Consider the following 17,869-nt stretch of genomic DNA (forward strand, 5'->3'; position numbering starts at 1 on the left):
CGGGTGATCTACCCGGCAGCCGCGTACGTCTCGTACGGAACGTCGATCTCCGCGTCGACATCCATGGTGAGGATGCCCGTACTGCGCTCGTATTCCGTACGAGCGGTTTCGAGCAGCCGTCGCCACGAGGTGACGGTGGGCCGCCGGCGCAACAGTGCGCGTCGTTCCCGCTCGGTCATTCCGCCCCATACTCCGAACTCGACACGATTGTCGAGCGCGTCGGCCAGGCACTCGGTTCGCACCGGACATCCGGTGCACACCGCCTTGGCCCTGTTCTGTGCCGCTCCTTGAACAAACAGTTCATCCGGATCGGTAGTGCGGCAGGCTGCCTGCGCACTCCAGTCGGTAACCCAGCCCATCCCGGCGCCGTCCTCTCCCGAATCGAGGCTCCCCCACGGCGGTAGCGGCATATTCACCGCTGCCAGTTGAGGACGTTACGGAAGGTGGGCACAGTGCAACACCCCCGTCGGGCCCAATCTTGAATGGTCCGAACGGACTATGGGTAAGCGGCAGATCACCCGACGGAGTGATCGCACGACATGCCCGACCATTCCGGCGATCCGGGTGAAATCGGCGGCGGACCATCAGAGCGAACGGCGGGATTCGGACATCTGTCCACCCCATTCGGGAAGGGTGAAATTCAAGCCGAAGGGTTGATGTCACGCCGCACTGCTGTGACAGTTGGGGACAGCTTAGGCCAAGGCATTCGCGCGTGTCCGGCGAATGAGAACGTAGGCTGCCCTCCATGGGAAAGAAGCGCTCGGGCGGCGGGCTCACGGGGCCACAGCAGGCCGCCAAGTTCCTCGGTGTGTCTGTCCTCTCCGGAGTCGTACTGGCCGGAATCGCGATCCCGGGCGCCGGCGCCCTGGGTCTCGCGGCCAAGGGAACGGTCGAGGGTTTCGATGAGATCCCGGCCAATCTCAAGACACCTCCGTTGAGCCAGCGCACCACGATTTTGGACGCTGAGGGTGGCCTGATCGCCACCGTCTATTCACGGGACCGTCAGGTGGTTCCCCTGACGGCCATCTCGCCGTACATGCAGAAAGCGATCGTCGCGATCGAGGACTCGCGCTTCTACGAACACGGCGCGGTCGACCTCAAGGGCATCCTGCGCGCGGTCAACCGCAACGCACAGGAAGGCGGCGCCGCACAGGGCGCCTCCACCCTTACCCAGCAGTACGTGAAGAACGTGTTCGTCGAAGAGGCCGGCGACGACGAGACGAAGGTGCGCGAGGCGCAGGAGAAGAGCCTCGGGCGGAAGATCCGCGAGCTGAAGTACGCGATCCAGGTCGAAGAGGAACTCGGCAAGAAGAAGATCCTCGAGAACTACCTGAACATCACCTACTTCGGGCAGCAGGCATACGGAATCGAGTCGGCCGCCCAGCGGTACTTCAGCAAGCCGGCCAAGGACCTCACCCTGGAGCAGTCCGCGCTGCTGGCCGGCGTCGTGCAGTCGCCGACCCGGTTCGACCCGGTGAACGACTCGCAGGAGGCGATGAAGCGCCGCAACGTCGTCCTCCAGCGGATGGCCGACATGAAGGACGTCTCGCAGGCGGAGGCCGACCAGGCGAAGCTGAAGCCCGTCACGCTGAAGGTGACCCGGCCCAAGAACGGCTGCATCACGGCCGTCAAGGGCGCGGGCTTCTTCTGTGACTACGTCCGCAACAGCTTCCTCACCGACCCGGTCTTCGGCAAGACGCGCGCGGAGCGGGCGAAGGTCTGGAACCAGGGCGGCCTGACGGTCCGTACGACGCTGGACCCGCAGTCGCAGGACTCGGTCAACGAGTCGATCAAGGACCACGTCGACCAGGAGGACAAGGTCGCGACGGCCGTGACGCTGGTGCAGCCCGGCACCGGTCGGGTCCTCGGCATGGGCCAGTCGAAGCCGTACGGCTTCGGCAAGAACGAGACCCAGATCAACTTCTCGGTCGACAAGCGGCTGGGCGGCTCCAACTTCGGCTTCCCGACCGGCTCGACGTTCAAGCCGTTCGTGGCGGCGGCGGCCATCGAGGGCGGCGTCCCGCCGACCAAGATGTACGCCTCCCCCTACGAGATGGAGTACCCGAGCCCGGTACAGACCTGTGGCGACAAGCCCTGGGTCAACACCGAGAAGGCCAGGGTGGAGAACGAGTCGGAGAGCGAGGTCGGCCCCTACGGCATGAAGGAGGCGATGGCCAAGTCCATCAACACCTACTTCGTGGAGATGATCTCCGAGGCCGGGCTCTGCCCGATCACCGAGATGACCGGCAAGCTCGGCGTGAAGCCGGCCGACGGCACCAAGCTTCCTGAGGTCCCGGCCATCGCGCTCGGCACCGAGGGCATGTCGCCGCTGACCATGGCCAACGCGTACGCGACCTTCGCCAACCGCGGCGTCCACTGCACCTCGGTCGCCATCGAGTCGATCACCGACTCGCACGGCAAGGCACTCGCCGTGCCGAAGTCGAAGTGCGAGCGCGTGATGTCGGAGAAGACCGCCGACACCATCAACACGCTGCTGCTCGGCGTGGTCGACACCGGCGGTACCGGTGCCGCGGCCGGTCTCACCGACCGGCAGAGCGCGGGCAAGACCGGTACCACCGAGAACCGCTGGAACGCCTGGTTCGTCGGCTACACCCCCAACATGTCCGGCGCGACCTGGGTCGGATCGGGCGGCGCCAAGCAGGTACAGATGGAGAACATCTCCATCGGCGGCGAGTACTACGACAAGGTCTACGGCGGTGGCCTGCCCGGCCCGATCTGGAAGCAGGCGGTCTCCGGCGCCCTCTCGGGCCGCGAGTCGCTGAGCTTCTCCACGGTCTCCATCCCGGAGACCGCCTCCCCGGCCGGCGGCCCGCGCGGCAACAAGCCGAACCCGCCCGCCACGCCGAACCGACCCGGCAAGCCGAACCGGCCCGGCGGTGACAACAAGCCCGGCGACGGTCGGCCCGGCGGACAGACGGCCGCCGGCGCCACCGGCGGCAACCCGGGCGGCACCAACGGGAACGACAACGGCGGCAGGACCGGCGGATTCAGCTTTCCCCCCGGTCTGATCGGCGGACCCGAACCCCGCTGACCGCCCGCGCGGCAACGTAAAGAGAGCGGCGACGTAAAGAGAAGGACGTAAAGAGAAGAGAGGGAGGGCCCCCGGCCGGATGCGGCTGGGGGCCCTCCCTCTTGTCTTCCGTGGACCAGTCCTTCGCGGACCGGTCCTCCGTGGACCGGTCGTCCGTGGACCGGTCCTCCGCGGACTAGGAGAGCAGCTTCTTCACGGTGGCGGCGACGCGGCCGCCCTCCGCCAGACCCGCGACCTTCGGGTTCACGATCTTCATGACCGCGCCCATGGCCCGCGGCCCCTCGGCGCCCGCCGCCTTGGCCTCCTCGACAGCCTGCGACACGATCGCGGTCAGCTCGTCGTCGGAGAGCTGCTTGGGCAGGTACTTGTCGAGGAACTCGCCCTCCAGCGTCTCCCGCGCGGCCGACTCGGCACGACCGCCCGCGGCGAACGCCTCCGCGGCCTCACGGCGCTTCTTCGCCTCCTTGGCGATCACCTTGAGGACCTCGTCGTCGGAGAGCACCCGTGCTTCCTTGCCCGCGACCTCGGCGTTGGTGATGGCGGAGAGGGTCAGGCGCAGCGTGGACGAGGCGAGTTCGTCGCGCGCCCTGATGGCTGCGGTGAGGTCTTCCTGGAGCTTGGCCTTGAGCGTGGTCATGCACATGAGTCTGCCAGGTGTGGGGGCATCGCCGCCCGCCGGTTTTCCTCGCGAGCCGTCGAGGGTGCGACGATGGGGGCATGCGTGCGCGTTACGGAGTACCACTGAAGGTCACGGCCGCGGTCGCGGCCGTGGGGGCCGCGGGTGTGGCCTATGCCGCCGGGTTCGAGGCGAGGTCGTTCCGGCTGCGTCGGGTGACGGTCCCCGTCCTGCCCCGAGGGATGCGCCCCTTGCGCGTCCTACAGGTGTCGGACATCCACATGGTCGGCGGGCAGCGCAAGAAGCGCGCCTGGTTGCAGTCCCTGGCCGGTCTGCGCCCCGACTTCGTCGTGAACACCGGCGACAACCTCTCCGACACGGAGGGCGTTCCCGAGGTGCTGGACGCCCTCGGCCCGCTGATGGACTTCCCCGGCGTGTACGTCTTCGGATCGAACGACTACTACGGGCCCCGGCTCCGCAACCCCGGGCTCTACCTGATCGAGAAGCTCCAGGGCCGGCACGGGCTGAACGGCAACAAGCCGGTCGTCGGCGCCGTCCACAACCCGTGGGAGGAGTTGCGGGACGCCTTCGACGCGGCGGGTTGGCAGAACCTCACCAACACGCGGGCCCGGCTGAAGCTGGACGGCCTGGAACTCGCCTTCACCGGACTCGACGACCCCCACATCAAGCGGGACAGGTACGGAATGGTCGCGGGCGGGCCCGAGGCGGACGCGGACTTCTCGATGGCCGTGGTGCACGCCCCGTACCTGCGCACGCTGGAGTCCTTCACCACCGACGGCTACCCACTGATCCTGGCCGGTCACACGCACGGCGGGCAGCTGTGCGTCCCCTTCTACGGGGCGCTGGTCACCAACTGCGACCTCGACACGAAGCGGGTGAAGGGCCTGTCCACGCACGAGAGCGGCGGGAACCGCGCCTACCTGCACGTCTCGGCGGGCTGCGGAACCAACAAGTTCACGCCCGTGCGCTTCGCCTGCCCGCCCGAGGCCACCCTGTTGACACTCACCCCCAAGGCGTGAATCGGGCCGCACCCGACGTCCTCGTCACCGTCCCGTTCCGCACCCTGATCGCCCTGGCCGTACGGCTCCGACCGGGTCTCGCTGAACGCCCTGGTCCTGGGCGCCGTCTTCTACGCGCTCGGCCTTGCCCTGGTGGCGGCGGACCGCTTCCGCCCGGACCGGGCCTCCCGCGAAAACCGGATTTCGTCTCCGGCCGACGGTCCGCTAAAGTAATCGATGTCGCCAGGCAGCAAGTCTGCAAGGCGGCGATCGGGGTGTAGCGCAGCTTGGCAGCGCGCTTCGTTCGGGACGAAGAGGTCGTGGGTTCAAATCCCGCCACCCCGACTTCGTAAGACCAGGTCAAGGGCTTGATCCGCACTGCGGGTCAGGCCCTTCCTGCGTTTACGGACCTGTCTTGGGAGCCATCTGGGAGCCGACCTCGGAATCCGGCTCCCACGGGGAGCCGGGCCGAGCGCCGTCCATCCGGAAGGCTCACCGCATGGCTTGTGCCGGCACGAGCGCCGATGGTACGACGATCACATGCACCGTTGGTCACCCCTCAACGATCGCCAGCTCGCCCTCCTGACCCGGATCGGGGAGGGCGTCGAACCTGTCACGTCGGAGACCCCCGAACTCGCCCTCACAGCCCGAGCCCTGAAGGAACGGGGCCACATCGCCATGCCCAAGGAGGGCGGGAGATGGCAGGCAGAGATCACCGAGGTCGGGCGCTTCTACCTCCAGCACGGCCATCACCCCGACCGGCCTGACCCGGCACTACGGAAGACCCGGCCGGCGACGACGCCCGGACCCGAGAAACAGGAGCCCGACCGCGTCGAGAAGAAGACCGCTGCCGAGCAGAAGCCCCCGGTACAGCGTGTCGCCAGAACCCCACGGTCCTCTCCGGCCGACATCGGACGGGCGCTGATCACCGAGGTGCAGCAGGCCGGCCGCTTCCTCCGAGTCCCCAACCCGGATGAGGCCGCGCGGGCCCGCTACCGGAGGGCATTCGACGCGGCTCGCCAGTGTGCGCCGGCCGGGTACCACCTGAAGTACAGCGGGCGGACCAAGGGAGACTTCTTCCTAGGGCTGCTCCGGGTGACCGGTGAGGACGACACGGAGTGGAACCGGATCCGGCTGGCACGCAGCCGTGTGATCACCGACGTGGACGACGTCCTCGCTGCCGTGACCGCGGACCACAGCGCCTTCGAGATCTCCGACGGTGTCCTTCCCCGCGTGTTGTCCCTACTCCGCCTCATCTCCGAGCAGGCCCTCCCCCTCCACGGGGAGCTCGCGGTGTCCAAGAAGCGCAGGCAGCCGAGACCACTGCTCACGATCCATGGCCGGACGTACGAGATCACCTTCAAGGAACGTCAGAAGCAGGTCCGGTACGTGCCCAAGCCGGCGGGCCGCCGCACCTACGACTGGCAGCGGGTCGTTCCGGCGCAGCGGTTCGAGCCGTCCGGGGAGCTGGAGATGGTCGTTGCCCAGCAACAGGGCTACCAGTACGGCTGGAAGAAGGAGTGGGCCGACAGCGCGAAGAAGCCGCTTGAGGACCAGATCGGTTCGGTACTCCGGGCGCTCAGGACCCGGGCCGATGAGCAGGAACGGGCCCGGCTGGAGCGGGAAGCCGAACAGCGGCGGCAGCAGGACGAGCGGGAACGGCAGGCAGCGGAGAACCGCCGGCTGGAGGCCGAGCGGCAGGAGCGCGCCCAGCGGGAGTGGGAGGCCGCGGTCGGCGTGGCTTCGATCAAGGCGGTGGACGCTGCTCGGGCCGAGCACTTCGGCACGGCGCTGGAACAGTGGCGAGCCGCGGGAGAGATCCGGACCTTCTGCAACACGCTGGACGAGACCGCCGCCCAGACGGAGGGCCCCTTCGAGGCCGAGCGTCTCCGGGAGTGGTCGGCGTGGGGCAGGACGGAGGCCGACCGCCTGGACCCGACCTTGAACGGGAAGGGGCTCGGTGCCCGGAACTTCCACGCGGAGCCCACCGGGGACGAGCTGCGGCCGTTCCTCGACGGCTGGCACCCGCACCGCCCGGAGAAGGTGAAGCCACCGGTGGAGCCCGCACCACCCAAGCCAGAGCCCGAGCGGTGGCGTGACGACTTCAACGACGTACGTCAGGACCAAGGCTGGAGATATGGACCCCAAGGCCGCGCTCAATGGTGGAGGCGATGACGCCGTGCCCGCGGTCCCGGAGCGCCTTCACGGCCTGCTCGACCCGTTCACAGTCGGCGCGAGAGTGCCTGGCTGACGGACTGGGGCAAGGGGACAGCGTGGATCATCTCTTCACCGTCGAAGGGGCATCGGCCGCGGCCGTCGCACCGACCACGCTGGCCGCTGAGGGGCTCCTCGAGCGGCAGCACCTCCAGGAGTGGGTGATCGCGCACTCTCAGGTCCTCGGAGAGTCGGTGCTCGTCATCACCGCCGAGTTCGACCGGTGGACCGACACGGACGGGGTGCCGGCGCGGGACCGACTGGACGTCCTGGGCCTGGATGCCACCGGGCGCCTCGTCGTGGCCGAGCTGAAGCGAGGAACGGCCGACCGGGACGTACACCTCCAAGCGATCACCTACGCCGCCCTGGTGTCCTGCTTCGACCTCGGCACCCTGGCCCAGGCGCACCGCGACTTCCTGAAGGGCAGAGGCCAGACCCTCGAACTCGACGAGTGCCGGCAGCGCCTCCTGGACCACGTGGACGGGGACTGGAGCCCAAAGCTCCTCAACGCCCCCGCCAAGTGATCATTGCGGCTAGCTTCTCCAAGCAGGTCACCCACACCGTCGTGTGGCTCTCGGAGATGAACCTCGACATCGACCTCATCGAGGTCGGCCTCTGGAAGGTCCAAGGGCAGCTCGTCGCCGGTTTCACCAAGGTCTATCCCACCCCGGAGGTCGAGGAGTTCACGCTCGCTCCGGCCCGTATTGAGGCCAAGGCCGCAACCCAGAAACTGGAGGAGCGCTCGCGCGCCCGCAACGCCGTGCACATCCTCGTCGACGCGGGCCTATTGCCGGATGGGGCTCGCCTTCGGCTGGTACCGAGGCATGGCGTGACGGAATCGATCCGCGAGGCCATCTACGCGTGGGTGGGGGAGGACAGCAGGTTTCCTCGGCGTTCTCACACCAACCCCCGCCACATCGTGGCGTACACCGACGGTGAGATCCGCCAGCAGTACGAGAACACCTACCTCGGCCGACCCGTCGGCGGCGAGCCCACGATCAACGACGAGGCAGACGGCGTCCGCTTCGTCCAGCCCACCGACCTCGACCAGTACGACATCCACGCCAGCATGCGCTAGCAGATCGGCGACTAACTCGCCGGCACATACCCCTACCTCGGCTGAGCCACCAGCGCCGCCTCCACCCGCCCTACGAGACTATGAGCCCCGTAGGGGTCGGCGCGGGCTGGGGCTTCGCCGGGCCCGACGCGCTCACTCGAACCTGGGCTGACCTGGACTTCCCCGAACCAGCAGACCTGAGCTCCGTACGACCGTGTGCGGGCAGATCAGGTCCATGGCCGTGCGAGGGGTGAGCTCTGTACCGTCAGATCGGGCTGAGATCTGTTAGGCCGGGTTGACCTGGCTCGCCGTCGGAGGCGGAAGGAGCCGTGCCATGGAGCTCCAAGTGGGCGGCTATCGCTGCTCGCAGAGGCTTCGGCCCCCCGGGCTGCGCGGGCATACCATCCGCCCAATCGATACCGGGATGCACCTCATGCCACTTAGGCCGAAGCTGCCTGTCCTCGCGTCCTGACCCCTGTCGGTTGACTCCGAACCCTTCCAGTACCACGTTCCAGACGGGCTGAAGGTCGCTGATCATCAGTCGCTCGGCCATGGGCGTGAAGAGATCGTCGGCGGGGAGGTATCGCGCGGAGAAGTCGCTGAGATCGAGGTCCAGAGCCTTGTCGATCTTGCGGCCGTGCTGCCTGAGCCGGTCTCGCAGTTTGGTGCCTTCCCAGGCCGCGCCCACGTTCTGGCCCTTCCGGCTCCCCTCTGGGTCGGCTTTGCCCACGTAGATGGGTATGTCGCACTTGGCGGAGGAGATTCGCGTGTACAGCTTGCAGGGTCCGGCGTAGTAGATGGCGTAGATGCCGGAGCCGCGGAAGTTGGGGATGTGGCCGAGGGGCACTGGCTTCGATGAAACCAAGGCCCAGAGCACACTCCGCCCGAGATTCTCGCGCCGTAGCGGGTCATAGATGGAGTCGCGTCCGGGTCCCGCGGACGGATCCCGACGATCGTGCTCGCTGGTCTCCGTCACGGGACGGGCTCCTTTGCTGGCTCGCACCCCCCTGGCCTGTACCCGCAGTGGTCGGGGAGGCGTGGGTCATCGACGGGACTTTAGTCGCCTCACGATGAGGAATTTCGCCAAAGTGGCATCATGATCGCCTGCTCCGCGGTATGGTTTTCACCGTACTGATCTGCTAGGAGCGTGAAACATGGCACGGACGTCGGTCGAACTGTTCGCTGGGGGCGGTGGGTTGGTGCAGGCTGGCACCAACGCCGGCTTCCGCCACCTCCTTGTGAATGAGTACGCCAAGTGGGCGTGCGAGACGTTGAAGGCGAACGACTTCGCGGCCTACCCGGAGGGTTCGTCCCCTCCCGTGCCCGAGGAGCTCAAGGGCGGGGAGGAGAAGACCGACAAGCACAAGACGCCGCTAGTCATGGGCGATGTTCGCAAGCTGAACATGACCTATCTGGGAGAGCGGGAGGTCGATCTCCTGGCTGGCGGTCCGCCATGTCAGCCGTTCAGCCTCGGTGGCATCGCCAAGGGGGATGAGGACGAGCGGAACATGTTCCCCGAGATGTTCCGGGCTGTGCGGGAGATCAGGCCGAAGGTGGTCCTCTGTGAGAACGTCCGCGGCTTGCTACGTCCGTCTTTCGAACTTTATTTCCAGTACATCAAGCGAGAGCTGGAGTTGCCCTTCGTCGAGCGCGCTGACACGACATGGCAGGAGCATGACAACCGACTGAAGGACCGGTTGAAGGCGAAGGACACGGATCCGGCGCAGCAGTACGAGGTTCTCGAGTTCCCTGTGAACGCCGCCGATTACGGGGTGCCCCAGATTCGGAATCGCGTCATTCTCGTAGCCTTTCGAGCCGACCTTGGTGTGGATAAGGGGAAGTTCGAAGCGGCGGTCAAGGAGACACACTCCAAGCGGTCTTTGATCCGATCCTTCCGCGATCGCACGTACTGGGATCGGTACCCGACCGTCGAGAAGCATGTCCGTGACGGTGTCGAGCGCCTGTACCGGCAGGAAGAGCTCCAGCTCGATGGCGAGGACTCCCTGGCTCCGTGGCTGACGCTGCGAGACGCCCTGGTCGGTCTGCCTGCGATCGACTTGAAGAAGTTGGACAAGAAGACGCCGCAGGGTTTCCCGGACCACGTGGGGTGGCCAGGGGCGAGGATCTACGCGGGCCACACGCCGAACGTACTGGACTACCCGGCGAAGACCGTGAAGGCCGGCGTACACGGCGTCCCGGGCGGGGAGTCCGTGATGCTCCTGGACAAGCGTGAGCGAAATCTGGAGACCGGGCGTCTGGACTACATCCATCGGTACATGACCGTCCGGGAGACCGCCCGTGTCATGACGTTCGGCGACAAGTGGAACCTGATGGGGCCACGCGGGGAGAGGATGCGGCAGCTCGGCAACGCCGTGCCGGTAGGCCTGGGAGAGGTGTTCGCCAAGGCCATCTATGCGGCGCTGGACGACGTGGAATCCCGATCGTGACTGATACGGGGCGCGGTAAGCAGAGCGGTTGGAACGATCAACCGCCGTCGACGCGCGCCTGGAAAGGGCGCGCCGGCCGAAGCCGAGAAGCCCTGGCGGCCGAGCAGGATCGCGCGGCGGGCGGTCGCCAAGCGCGCTATGTCCGTCTGGATGACGATCGCTACGCGCTCGCCTCCGTCGAACTCAAGGTATTGCCCAACACCCGGCGAATCCGCGCGTACTTGCGTTGGTCTGACAAGGGCCGTTCGCCAGCCAAGTACCTCGGGCAAGTCGACAACGACACCAGAGCGGCGAACCTCATCGCCGGATGGAAGGCAGCGGTGGAGAAGGGGCTCGCGGGTCCCCGCCCCGCGCCGAAGGGCTCGTGGGCCTCATCGGACGCGGTTCGTGCGTCGATGCGTGGCAACCGGGGCAAAGACACCGTGCCTGAGGTCAGACTCCGCTCCCTCATCCATCGCGAGGGGCTCAGGTATCGCGTGTCCACGCGACCGCTGCCCGACCTGCGCCGTACTGCGGACCTTGTTTTCACAAAGGCCCGCGTAGCGGTGTTCGTGGATGGCTGTTTTTGGCATGGGTGCCCGGAACATCACAGGCCGGCGACCCGGAACTCTGAATTCTGGCGCGACAAGATCGAGGTCAACCGCTCGCGGGACGAGGAGACGAACCGTCGTCTCGCCGATGCTGGGTGGAGGGTCATCAGGATTTGGGAGCACGAGGACCCCGAAGCCGCCGCTCAGCGCCTCATCGCGGTGGTGCGCGGTCAGTAACCGCGGGCTACAGGGTCCCGTCACGGAGTAGGTCCTCCACCGCGTCCGTGGTGCGCCGTAGCGTGATCCGGCCGTCACCGTCGCTGAACGCGAGCAACTTCTCGCCGATGTGCAGGTCGGCCTCAACCAAGACACCCATCGGGATCTCGATGATCCCTACCTCCATCACGGTCGCCTCAGCGGGCCCTCGAATCATCCTCCCGGGATGCCGCAGGAGTGGTGCGGCAGCCGTCGTGGCAGTCCCGCGGCGGAGCCCTTTGAACGGAGGGCGGGGGCGTCCTGCGGCTCAGAGAACGCGAGGTCCCTGGGACTGCAGGCGGCACGCGTCGCGGATTTGGTGCGCGAGCAGGCCGGTACCCGCGGAGGCGCTGCTCCCGCCGTCAGCCACTCGCGGATCACCCCTGTTTGCGATGGTTTATCGTGTTCGTCCCCCTCCCGCTGGCCACATGATTCGCCGAGGTTCGCAAACTCCGGCCGGATTGTCAGTGGCACCTCCTACCCTGGAGATCGAATGCTCGACTCACGAGAGTCGGGTGGCTTCGCCGTGCTCTCGCGCGCCGCGGCCGCCGTGACAGCGCCCCGATCCGTCAGGAGGGTCCCGCCGGAGTGAAGATCACCCCTTCCGCCCGCGTGCTGAGCATGCTGGGCGAGATCGATTTCGACGAGTGGCAGTGCGTGGCCGAACTCGTCGACAACCCCTTCGACGACTTTCTCGAGATCCTCCGCTCGGGGGCGGAGTGGCCCGACGGCTTCACCGTCAGCGTGACCCTGCCGTCGTCCCCAAAGGGGGTTCTGGAGGTCCGAGACACCGGACGGGGCATGTCGCGGGACCGCCTGGCGCGCGCGGTACGGGCGGGCTGGTCCGGGAACGACATGCATGACAAGCTCGGCCTCTTCGGCATGGGCTTCAACATCTCGACGGCCCGCCTCGGCCGGCGCACCCGCATCCTGACGACCCAGGCGGGCGACGCGGACTGGATCGGCGTCGAGATCGACCTCGACCAGATCAAGGACGACTTCGAGGCGAAGGACATCATCGAGCCGAAGAGCGACCCGTCCCAGCACGGCACCAAGATCATCGTCGACCGCCTGCACGCGACGCGCGCTGAGTGGCTGCGCCGCAACGGCGCCTCGCTCCGCAACATCCTGGGCTCGGTGTACTCATGGATCCTCACCGAGCACCCCTTCGAGCTCTACGTCGGAGGGGCCCGGGTCAAGCCCGTCCGTCACTGCCGCTGGGGCGACGACCGCTACGTGATCTACAACGGCAAGGAGCGGATCCCCGCCTACATCCCGATCGAGGAGAAACTCCAGGACGGGATCGCCTGCCGGGACTGTGGGGAGTGGCAGCTTGGTTCGGGCGAGGTCTGCTCGGTCTGCGGCAGCGGCAACTTGACCGTGCGCGAGCGCCGGATCCACGGCTGGCTTGGCGTCCAGCGTTACCTCGACAAGACCGAGTACGGCATCGACTTCCTGCGCAATGGCCGCAAGATCCTGCGCTGGGACAAGCAGCTCTTCACTTGGAACAACCCCGAGGGCCGCGAGGGTGACAAGGAAGTGCCCGAGTATCCGGTCGAACTCGCCCACCAAGGCGGTCGTCTCATCGGTGAGATCCACCTCGACCACGTCCCCGTCACCTACCAGAAGGACGCTTTCGAGTACGGGGACCGCAGCTGGCTCGCCGCCGTGGAGTTGCTGCGAGGTGTGGCACCACTCCAGCCCAAGCGCGCTCCGGGCTACCTGGAGAACGACAGCCCGTTGGCCCTGCTGTTCAAGGGCTTCCGCCGCAACGACGCGGGCCTGCGCTGCCTCGTACCCGGCGACGGCAACAAGCCTGTCCACGCGGACACCCGAGACTGGGGCCGGAAGTTCCAAGCAGGCGTCTCCCAGTTCCAGACCGACGAACACTGGTGGCAGGCGGTCCTGCGGCACGAGGAGATCAAGAACCAGGGCAAGCAGGCGAAGACGGCGGCCAGCGTGCCGGCCCAGCCTGACGAGCAGGCCGTCCTGGGTGCCCTCGGCATGCCCGCCAACATCCCCGCCTCCGGCGCGGCTCAGCCCGATACCGGGCCCAAGGTCGTCTCCGCCGCGCCCGCCCCGGCCGTGGCGATCGAGGAGAGGATGGAGACCCGTGGCGAGCGCCTGGCCCGTTATGAGGACGCGGCGTTGCCGCACGCCTACCTGAGCCGATCGTTCGGGCACCCCGAGCTCGGCTACGTGAAGGTACGGACCCTGCTGCTGAAGCCGGGCAAGCGGCTTCTCGACGACAACGGGCTGCATGTTCCGGTACTCCTCGATCAGCGGTCCGGCAATGAGCTCACCGCCCTCGCCGACCCTGAGCACACCGCGTTCCGACGGTTCGGAGCGGACTACGCCGACCTACTACTGGTCGAACTGGCCGCCGTGCTGAAGGTACGGGCTCGCTCCGACTGGAGCCCGTCCCAGCTCGTCGCCGCGATCCGCGCCGAGTCCCTGCAGGACAGCGCACTCGACGGCACCACCGTCGGCGCGGAGGCCCGCGACCTCCTCGCGGACATCCGCGAGCGTGTGGCCGAGGCCCTCGATCAGAGCGGTGACTACACCACCGCCTACGGTCACCTCTCCAAGGGGGAGGAGACGGCGACCGAGGAGGCGATGATCGCCGCCGGCCGGGTTGGTCTCGTCGGCCGTGCAGGCCTGGACTCCGGGTTCATCCACCATGTTCCCGCACTGGCTCTGGTCCGGCTCGTCGAGGCGATGCCGGCTTCGTTCATGGACGGTGCTGTCTTCCGTGGCCCGTACGCCGGGGTGTCCTCGCTGTCCGGGAAGGCCCTGAGCCTGGCCCGGGTCACAGGCTGCCTCTCGGACGTCGCAACGCTCGGTACCTTCACAGGCGAGGCCACCGCACCACAGCTGCGGCGTGCCCGCCTGAGCATCGCCCTCCTGCGCGACGAACTTGCGGGGGAGGAATGAGCGCCGCGTTCCTGACGGCTACCGAACTCCGCGAGGGCGGCCCGGAGGGACTGACCAAGGCGCTTGAACGGACCCTGTGGCACCTGGGATTCCAGGATGTCCGTGTCATCGACGGAGCCCATGACCACGGCGCCGATCTGCTCGCGGTCCGCGACCGCGAGCAGTGGGTGTTCCAGAGCAAGTGGAAGGCGCACGGCACAGCCGACCATGCGGGCGTCGACGACCTTGAGCGCGCCCGCACCCACTACCGCGCCGACAAAGCCGTCCTGGTGACCAATACGAACATCGCTGCGTCGGCCGAGGCGAGGCGTCAGGCGCTGGCGGGGATTGGCGTCGACATCACCCTTTGGCACGGGGCCACTCTGGACGCCATCGGCCAGAGGATGCCCGACCGCGTGCCAGCCCCCTATGCCCTGCGGCCCTACCAGGAGCAGGCCGTGGCCGCGATCGAACGGGACCTCGACGCCGAAGGGACGGCGCTGTTGGTCCTGGCGACAGGGCTGGGTAAGACGGTCGTAGGTGGCGAGGTCATCGGCAACCTCCTCGCCTCGCGTCCAGACGCGCGTGTCCTGGTCGTCGCGCACATGCGCGACCTGGTCGGTCAGCTAGAAAAGGCGCTTTGGCGGCACATCCCGAAGAGCGTGCCCACCCGCCTCCTCACCGGCGAGAACAAGCCCCGGGCCCTCGACGGCGTCGTCGTCGCCACTGTCGAGTCGGCGCTGTCCGCCGTACGTACGGGCTACGAGCCCGACCTCATCATGATCGACGAGACCCACCACGTGGCCGAGACCGGCAGGTTTGCGGAACTCCTCGATCTGTGTGGGACTACGGGGCAATTCGGGGTCACCGCCACGCCCTGGCGCGGCGACAAGTTCGATATCACCGCCCGCTTCGGTCAGCCGAGCTTCAAGATGGGTATCGCCGAGGGCATGGCGGCGGGCTACCTGTCGGCTGTCGACTACAAGTTGTACGCGGACGGCGTCGACTGGGATGCCGTGCAGGACATCAGCCGACACGGTTACTCCATCAAGGACCTCAATCGGCGCCTGTTCCTTCCCCAGCGGGACGAGGAGATCGTCGAGCACCTGCGGGCGGCCTGGCGCGAGACGGCCGAGCCCCGCGCCATCGTGTTCTGCCAGACAATCGAGCACGCCGAGCACATGGCAGGAGTCCTTGCTGTCTCGGACCCGGCGTGGGTTAGGGCCTCCCACCTGCATAGCGGCCTGCCGAAGCGTCACCGCGACGTCTTGCTAAACGAGTTCCGCCTCGGCCGTGTCCCAGTGATCACCTGCGTTGACGTGTTCAACGAGGGCGTAGACGTTCCGGACGTGAACCTGATCGCCTTCCTGCGCGTCACCCACAGCCGCAGGATCTTTGTGCAGCAGCTCGGCCGCGGCCTACGGCTGAGCCCCGGCAAAAGGGCCCTGAAGGTCCTCGACTTCGTGACCGACATCCGCCGCGCCGCAGCGGTGCTGAACCTGCGGCGGACGCTGGAGGCCGAGGAGTCCGAGCACCTGGAATTGCCCCACGTCTCTCGGATCGAATTCCAGGACGAGACGGTCGGCTCCCTGATGGACATGTGGATCCAGGACGCCGCAGACCTTGAGACCGCGGCGGACGAGGTCCGCCTCCAATTCCCCCTACCGAAAGGAATCCTGTGACCGACTATAAGATCCCGGCTGCCGTCGAGAGGGCCGTGTGCACTCGGATCTACTCCCAGGCCGACGAAGCCCATTGGCCGCACCTCCAGGACGCGGACCGCACCCGCTTGTACCGCGAGTGGACGGAGGACCCGGAGATCGGCGGCCGCCTTCTTGACTTCGTGGGGCAGCGGGCCAACATCCGGCCGTGGCTGAAGGACTGCCCCATGAAGGAGTACGAGCGGGCGCGGCGCGGAGAAGGAAAGTACGCCAAGTACGTGACGCGGCCGGCCGCGACGCTCGAACAGATGGTAGCGGCGACGTTCGGCCCCGACTGGGAGGTCATTCCGGAGACCACTCAGCAGAAGCCGATGCGCGTGAGGATCCGTGAGATCGGTACCGAGGACGAGGAGCAGCACTTCGTGGCCGGCACGGAGGCGAACCTCAAGCACCTCGTGTGGCCCGCCATCCTCGACCGGTCCACTGGTGGGGCCTGGCCGTGGACGGTCTGCATCGTCGACCCGTTCCGGGCTCCGGTATCGCCCGAGAAGAAGGAGGGGCATCAGCGCATGGCGGAGTTCCTCGGGGTGCGGTTCGTCTATTTCAACGAGATGTAGGGGGAGCCGATGGGGGACGAGTGGTCCATGGCCAGGCATCTGCGCAGGGTGTGGGAGGAGGTTTTCGACGAGCGGGAGAGGGTCGTCGTCGCGGGTCGGTCTGAGGGGCGGACTCTGGACGAGGTTGGAGCGGCGCTCGGGCTGAGCCGCGAACGCGCGCGCCAGATCCAGAATGGGGCGCGGAGGCGGATCGCGGAGGTGCCAGACTTCTTCCAGGACGGTTGGCGGGATGTGGCTCGGGCTACGGGCGCAGGCCCGGCCACCCCGCGAGGGGCCTTCGCCGCCGCGCTTGAGCTCGTCGACCACGTGTTGCTGGACGAGCTGCTGACAGCAGCTGGGCTGGACGTGCCGAGGACGTGGGCAGGGCCCCTGCGTGGCTGGTGGACCACGGATCCCGGCGCCTTGAGGGTCGCCCTACGCCGCCTTGTCGAAGCCGCGCCCTTCCGCGGCGACGACGTCGCCCTGGAGGCCTTCGCCGCAGGACTACCAGCAGGCCTCCCTCTGGCGCGACTCCTGAGCCACTCCGAGTCCCGGCTCGTCTTGAGTCCCGACGGGCACTGGGTTCGCCGTAAGGCGCGGGGGCGAGACGCGGCGTACCTGTCGTTGCTGGAGAACGGGCGTCCGTGCCGGGCCGACGACCTGCTCGCCCCGATGGCCGCGACGACCGTCGCGGCCGTGCGGGAGGCGCTGCGTCGTGACGACCGGTTCCGGCAGATCCGGCCCGAAGGCACCTGGGCCCTGACTGAGTGGACGCACCTGCGCGCCTCTACGTACTCCACCGCTGTGGAGGCGATGGTCGCGGTGGTAACCGAGTCGGGCCCCCTATCCGTGACACGGCTCTTCGCCACGGTCGCGGAGCTGTACCCCGTCACGCAGTGGCGCCTGAAGCAGTGCTTGCTGAGTGACCAGCTTGGTGAGACCCCTGACGGCCTCGTCGACCTAGTCTCCCGTGGTGCCCGCCCCTTTGAGGAGGAGGAACCGGCCCGACCAGAGACGATGGCCATCGAAGGAGAGGTCCTCGGCGTACGGATCCTCGTGAACCGGGACATCCTGCGCGGAAGTGGTGTCAATGTGCACACCTGGCTGACCTGGCGGCTCGGGCTGCGCCGGGCACCGATGAGCCGCACGTTCACGATGCCCGGGAACCACTCACCTCTCGTCGTTCGCCGCGGCACCAGTGGCGCCCAACTCTCCAGCCTGCGGCGCCACGCGCTCGAACTCGGGGTCGCCGATGGTTGCGTGCTCGCGGTCCTCCTACGCCTCGACGGCGGCACCGCGCGCGTCGGCCACGGCTGCGCACCGGAAACCTGTCCGGCGCGGGCCGCCACGCCGCATGCGGTGAACCTCTGACGTGGTGTCGGCACCAGCGCTCTCGGCCCACCCTGGGCCCGCTTACCCATGGCCACCTCGCTCCGCAACGTCAAGGGAGGGCTGTCTGGGTGGGAGCCAGCGGGGAGCCGATCTACTCCCCGAAGCCCGTTGAGACTC

13 protein-coding genes, 1 tRNA gene and 2 pseudogenes are annotated in these 17,869 nt (G+C 67.6%); 11 read left to right on the forward strand and 5 right to left on the reverse strand.

Annotated features, from left to right (window positions below; genetic code table 11):
• Positions 1–8: 8 nt before the first annotated feature.
• The gene (locus OHA84_RS17355; RefSeq protein ID WP_053676911.1) at positions 9–359 is read right to left on the reverse strand and encodes a WhiB family transcriptional regulator; all 351 of its coding nucleotides are present in this window, start codon (positions 357–359) and stop codon (positions 9–11) included.
• A gap of 386 nt (positions 360–745) precedes the next feature.
• On the opposite strand from OHA84_RS17355, the gene OHA84_RS17360 reads away from it, so the two are divergent.
• A complete protein-coding gene (locus tag OHA84_RS17360) occupies positions 746–3,052 on the forward strand; it encodes a transglycosylase domain-containing protein (protein WP_053676912.1) in 2,307 nt (768 codons plus the stop codon).
• A gap of 175 nt (positions 3,053–3,227) precedes the next feature.
• Here the strand turns inward: OHA84_RS17360 and OHA84_RS17365 are convergent, their stop codons facing one another.
• Positions 3,228–3,689 (reverse strand): GatB/YqeY domain-containing protein, encoded by a 462-nt coding sequence (locus tag OHA84_RS17365; protein ID WP_053676913.1) that lies wholly within the window; start codon positions 3,687–3,689, stop codon positions 3,228–3,230.
• An 80-nt stretch (positions 3,690–3,769) separates the two neighbouring features.
• Here OHA84_RS17365 and OHA84_RS17370 point away from each other — a divergent pair, with 80 nt between their 5' ends.
• Positions 3,770–4,708, forward strand: coding sequence for a metallophosphoesterase (locus tag OHA84_RS17370; protein WP_266970912.1), 939 nt, complete (start codon positions 3,770–3,772; stop codon positions 4,706–4,708).
• Between the two features lie 250 nt (positions 4,709–4,958).
• Positions 4,959–5,032: transfer RNA gene (locus OHA84_RS17375), tRNA-Pro, on the forward strand.
• Between the two features lie 1,759 nt (positions 5,033–6,791).
• On the opposite strand, the pseudogene OHA84_RS17380 reads toward OHA84_RS17375, so the two are convergent.
• Positions 6,792–6,905 (reverse strand): annotated as a pseudogene (locus OHA84_RS17380) (PE-PGRS family protein); the annotation flags it as partial.
• 55 nt (positions 6,906–6,960) lie between these two features.
• Between OHA84_RS17380 and OHA84_RS17385 the strand changes: the two are divergent.
• Positions 6,961–7,425 (forward strand): hypothetical protein, encoded by a 465-nt coding sequence (locus tag OHA84_RS17385; protein ID WP_266970908.1) that lies wholly within the window; start codon positions 6,961–6,963, stop codon positions 7,423–7,425.
• A gap of 357 nt (positions 7,426–7,782) precedes the next feature.
• Positions 7,783–7,979, forward strand: a pseudogene (locus OHA84_RS17390) (NUDIX hydrolase); the annotation flags it as partial.
• A 244-nt stretch (positions 7,980–8,223) separates the two neighbouring features.
• Here OHA84_RS17390 and OHA84_RS17395 read toward each other — a convergent pair.
• Positions 8,224–8,934, reverse strand: a complete 711-nt coding sequence (locus OHA84_RS17395; RefSeq protein ID WP_266970906.1) for an Eco29kI family restriction endonuclease — start codon at positions 8,932–8,934, stop codon at positions 8,224–8,226.
• 178 nt (positions 8,935–9,112) lie between these two features.
• On the opposite strand from OHA84_RS17395, the gene OHA84_RS17400 reads away from it, so the two are divergent.
• Both OHA84_RS17400 and OHA84_RS17405 read left to right on the forward strand, forming a co-directional pair.
• Positions 9,113–10,405 carry a DNA cytosine methyltransferase gene (locus tag OHA84_RS17400; protein WP_266970904.1) on the forward strand — a complete coding sequence of 431 codons (1,293 nt, stop codon included), beginning with the start codon at positions 9,113–9,115 and terminating at the stop codon, positions 10,403–10,405.
• Positions 10,402–11,172, forward strand: a complete 771-nt coding sequence (locus OHA84_RS17405) for a very short patch repair endonuclease (protein ID WP_266970902.1) — start codon at positions 10,402–10,404, stop codon at positions 11,170–11,172. The genes OHA84_RS17400 and OHA84_RS17405 overlap by 4 nt, the downstream gene beginning before the upstream one ends.
• Positions 11,173–11,179: 7 nt before the next feature.
• Here OHA84_RS17405 and OHA84_RS17410 read toward each other — a convergent pair whose 3' ends face one another.
• Positions 11,180–11,311, reverse strand: coding sequence for a hypothetical protein (locus OHA84_RS17410; protein WP_371591401.1), 132 nt, complete (start codon positions 11,309–11,311; stop codon positions 11,180–11,182).
• Between the two features lie 467 nt (positions 11,312–11,778).
• On the opposite strand from OHA84_RS17410, the gene OHA84_RS17415 reads away from it, so the two are divergent.
• Genes OHA84_RS17415 through OHA84_RS17430 form a run of 4 tightly spaced genes read left to right on the forward strand, consistent with a single transcriptional unit; the run spans position 11,779 to position 17,731 of the window.
• Positions 11,779–14,124 (forward strand): ATP-binding protein, encoded by a 2,346-nt coding sequence (locus OHA84_RS17415; RefSeq protein WP_266970898.1) that lies wholly within the window; start codon positions 11,779–11,781, stop codon positions 14,122–14,124.
• Positions 14,121–15,785, forward strand: coding sequence for a DEAD/DEAH box helicase family protein (locus OHA84_RS17420; protein WP_266970896.1), 1,665 nt, complete (start codon positions 14,121–14,123; stop codon positions 15,783–15,785). Before OHA84_RS17415 ends, OHA84_RS17420 begins: the two co-directional genes overlap by 4 nt.
• Positions 15,782–16,381 (forward strand): hypothetical protein, encoded by a 600-nt coding sequence (locus tag OHA84_RS17425; RefSeq protein WP_266970894.1) that lies wholly within the window; start codon positions 15,782–15,784, stop codon positions 16,379–16,381. The genes OHA84_RS17420 and OHA84_RS17425 overlap by 4 nt, the downstream gene beginning before the upstream one ends.
• A 9-nt stretch (positions 16,382–16,390) precedes the next feature.
• Positions 16,391–17,731, forward strand: coding sequence for a sigma factor-like helix-turn-helix DNA-binding protein (locus OHA84_RS17430; protein ID WP_371591402.1), 1,341 nt, complete (start codon positions 16,391–16,393; stop codon positions 17,729–17,731).
• Positions 17,732–17,869 lie beyond the last annotated feature (138 nt).

Source organism: Streptomyces sp. NBC_00513, assembly GCF_041431415.1.
Classification (GTDB): domain Bacteria; phylum Actinomycetota; class Actinomycetes; order Streptomycetales; family Streptomycetaceae; genus Streptomyces.

Bases quoted from the DNA above. Each gene is read 5' to 3' on its own strand.
- OHA84_RS17420 (WP_266970896.1), top strand. From the start codon at position 14,121: ATGAGCGCCGCGTTCCTGACGGCTACCGAACTCCGCGAGGGCGGCCCG.
- OHA84_RS17370 (WP_266970912.1), top strand. From the start codon at position 3,770: ATGCGTGCGCGTTACGGAGTACCACTGAAGGTCACGGCCGCGGTCGCG.
- OHA84_RS17365 (WP_053676913.1), bottom strand. From the start codon at position 3,689: ATGACCACGCTCAAGGCCAAGCTCCAGGAAGACCTCACCGCAGCCATC.
- OHA84_RS17430 (WP_371591402.1), top strand. From the start codon at position 16,391: ATGGGGGACGAGTGGTCCATGGCCAGGCATCTGCGCAGGGTGTGGGAG.
- OHA84_RS17400 (WP_266970904.1), top strand. From the start codon at position 9,113: ATGGCACGGACGTCGGTCGAACTGTTCGCTGGGGGCGGTGGGTTGGTG.
- OHA84_RS17360 (WP_053676912.1), top strand. From the start codon at position 746: ATGGGAAAGAAGCGCTCGGGCGGCGGGCTCACGGGGCCACAGCAGGCC.
- OHA84_RS17410 (WP_371591401.1), bottom strand. From the start codon at position 11,311: ATGGGTGTCTTGGTTGAGGCCGACCTGCACATCGGCGAGAAGTTGCTC.
- OHA84_RS17355 (WP_053676911.1), bottom strand. From the start codon at position 359: ATGGGCTGGGTTACCGACTGGAGTGCGCAGGCAGCCTGCCGCACTACC.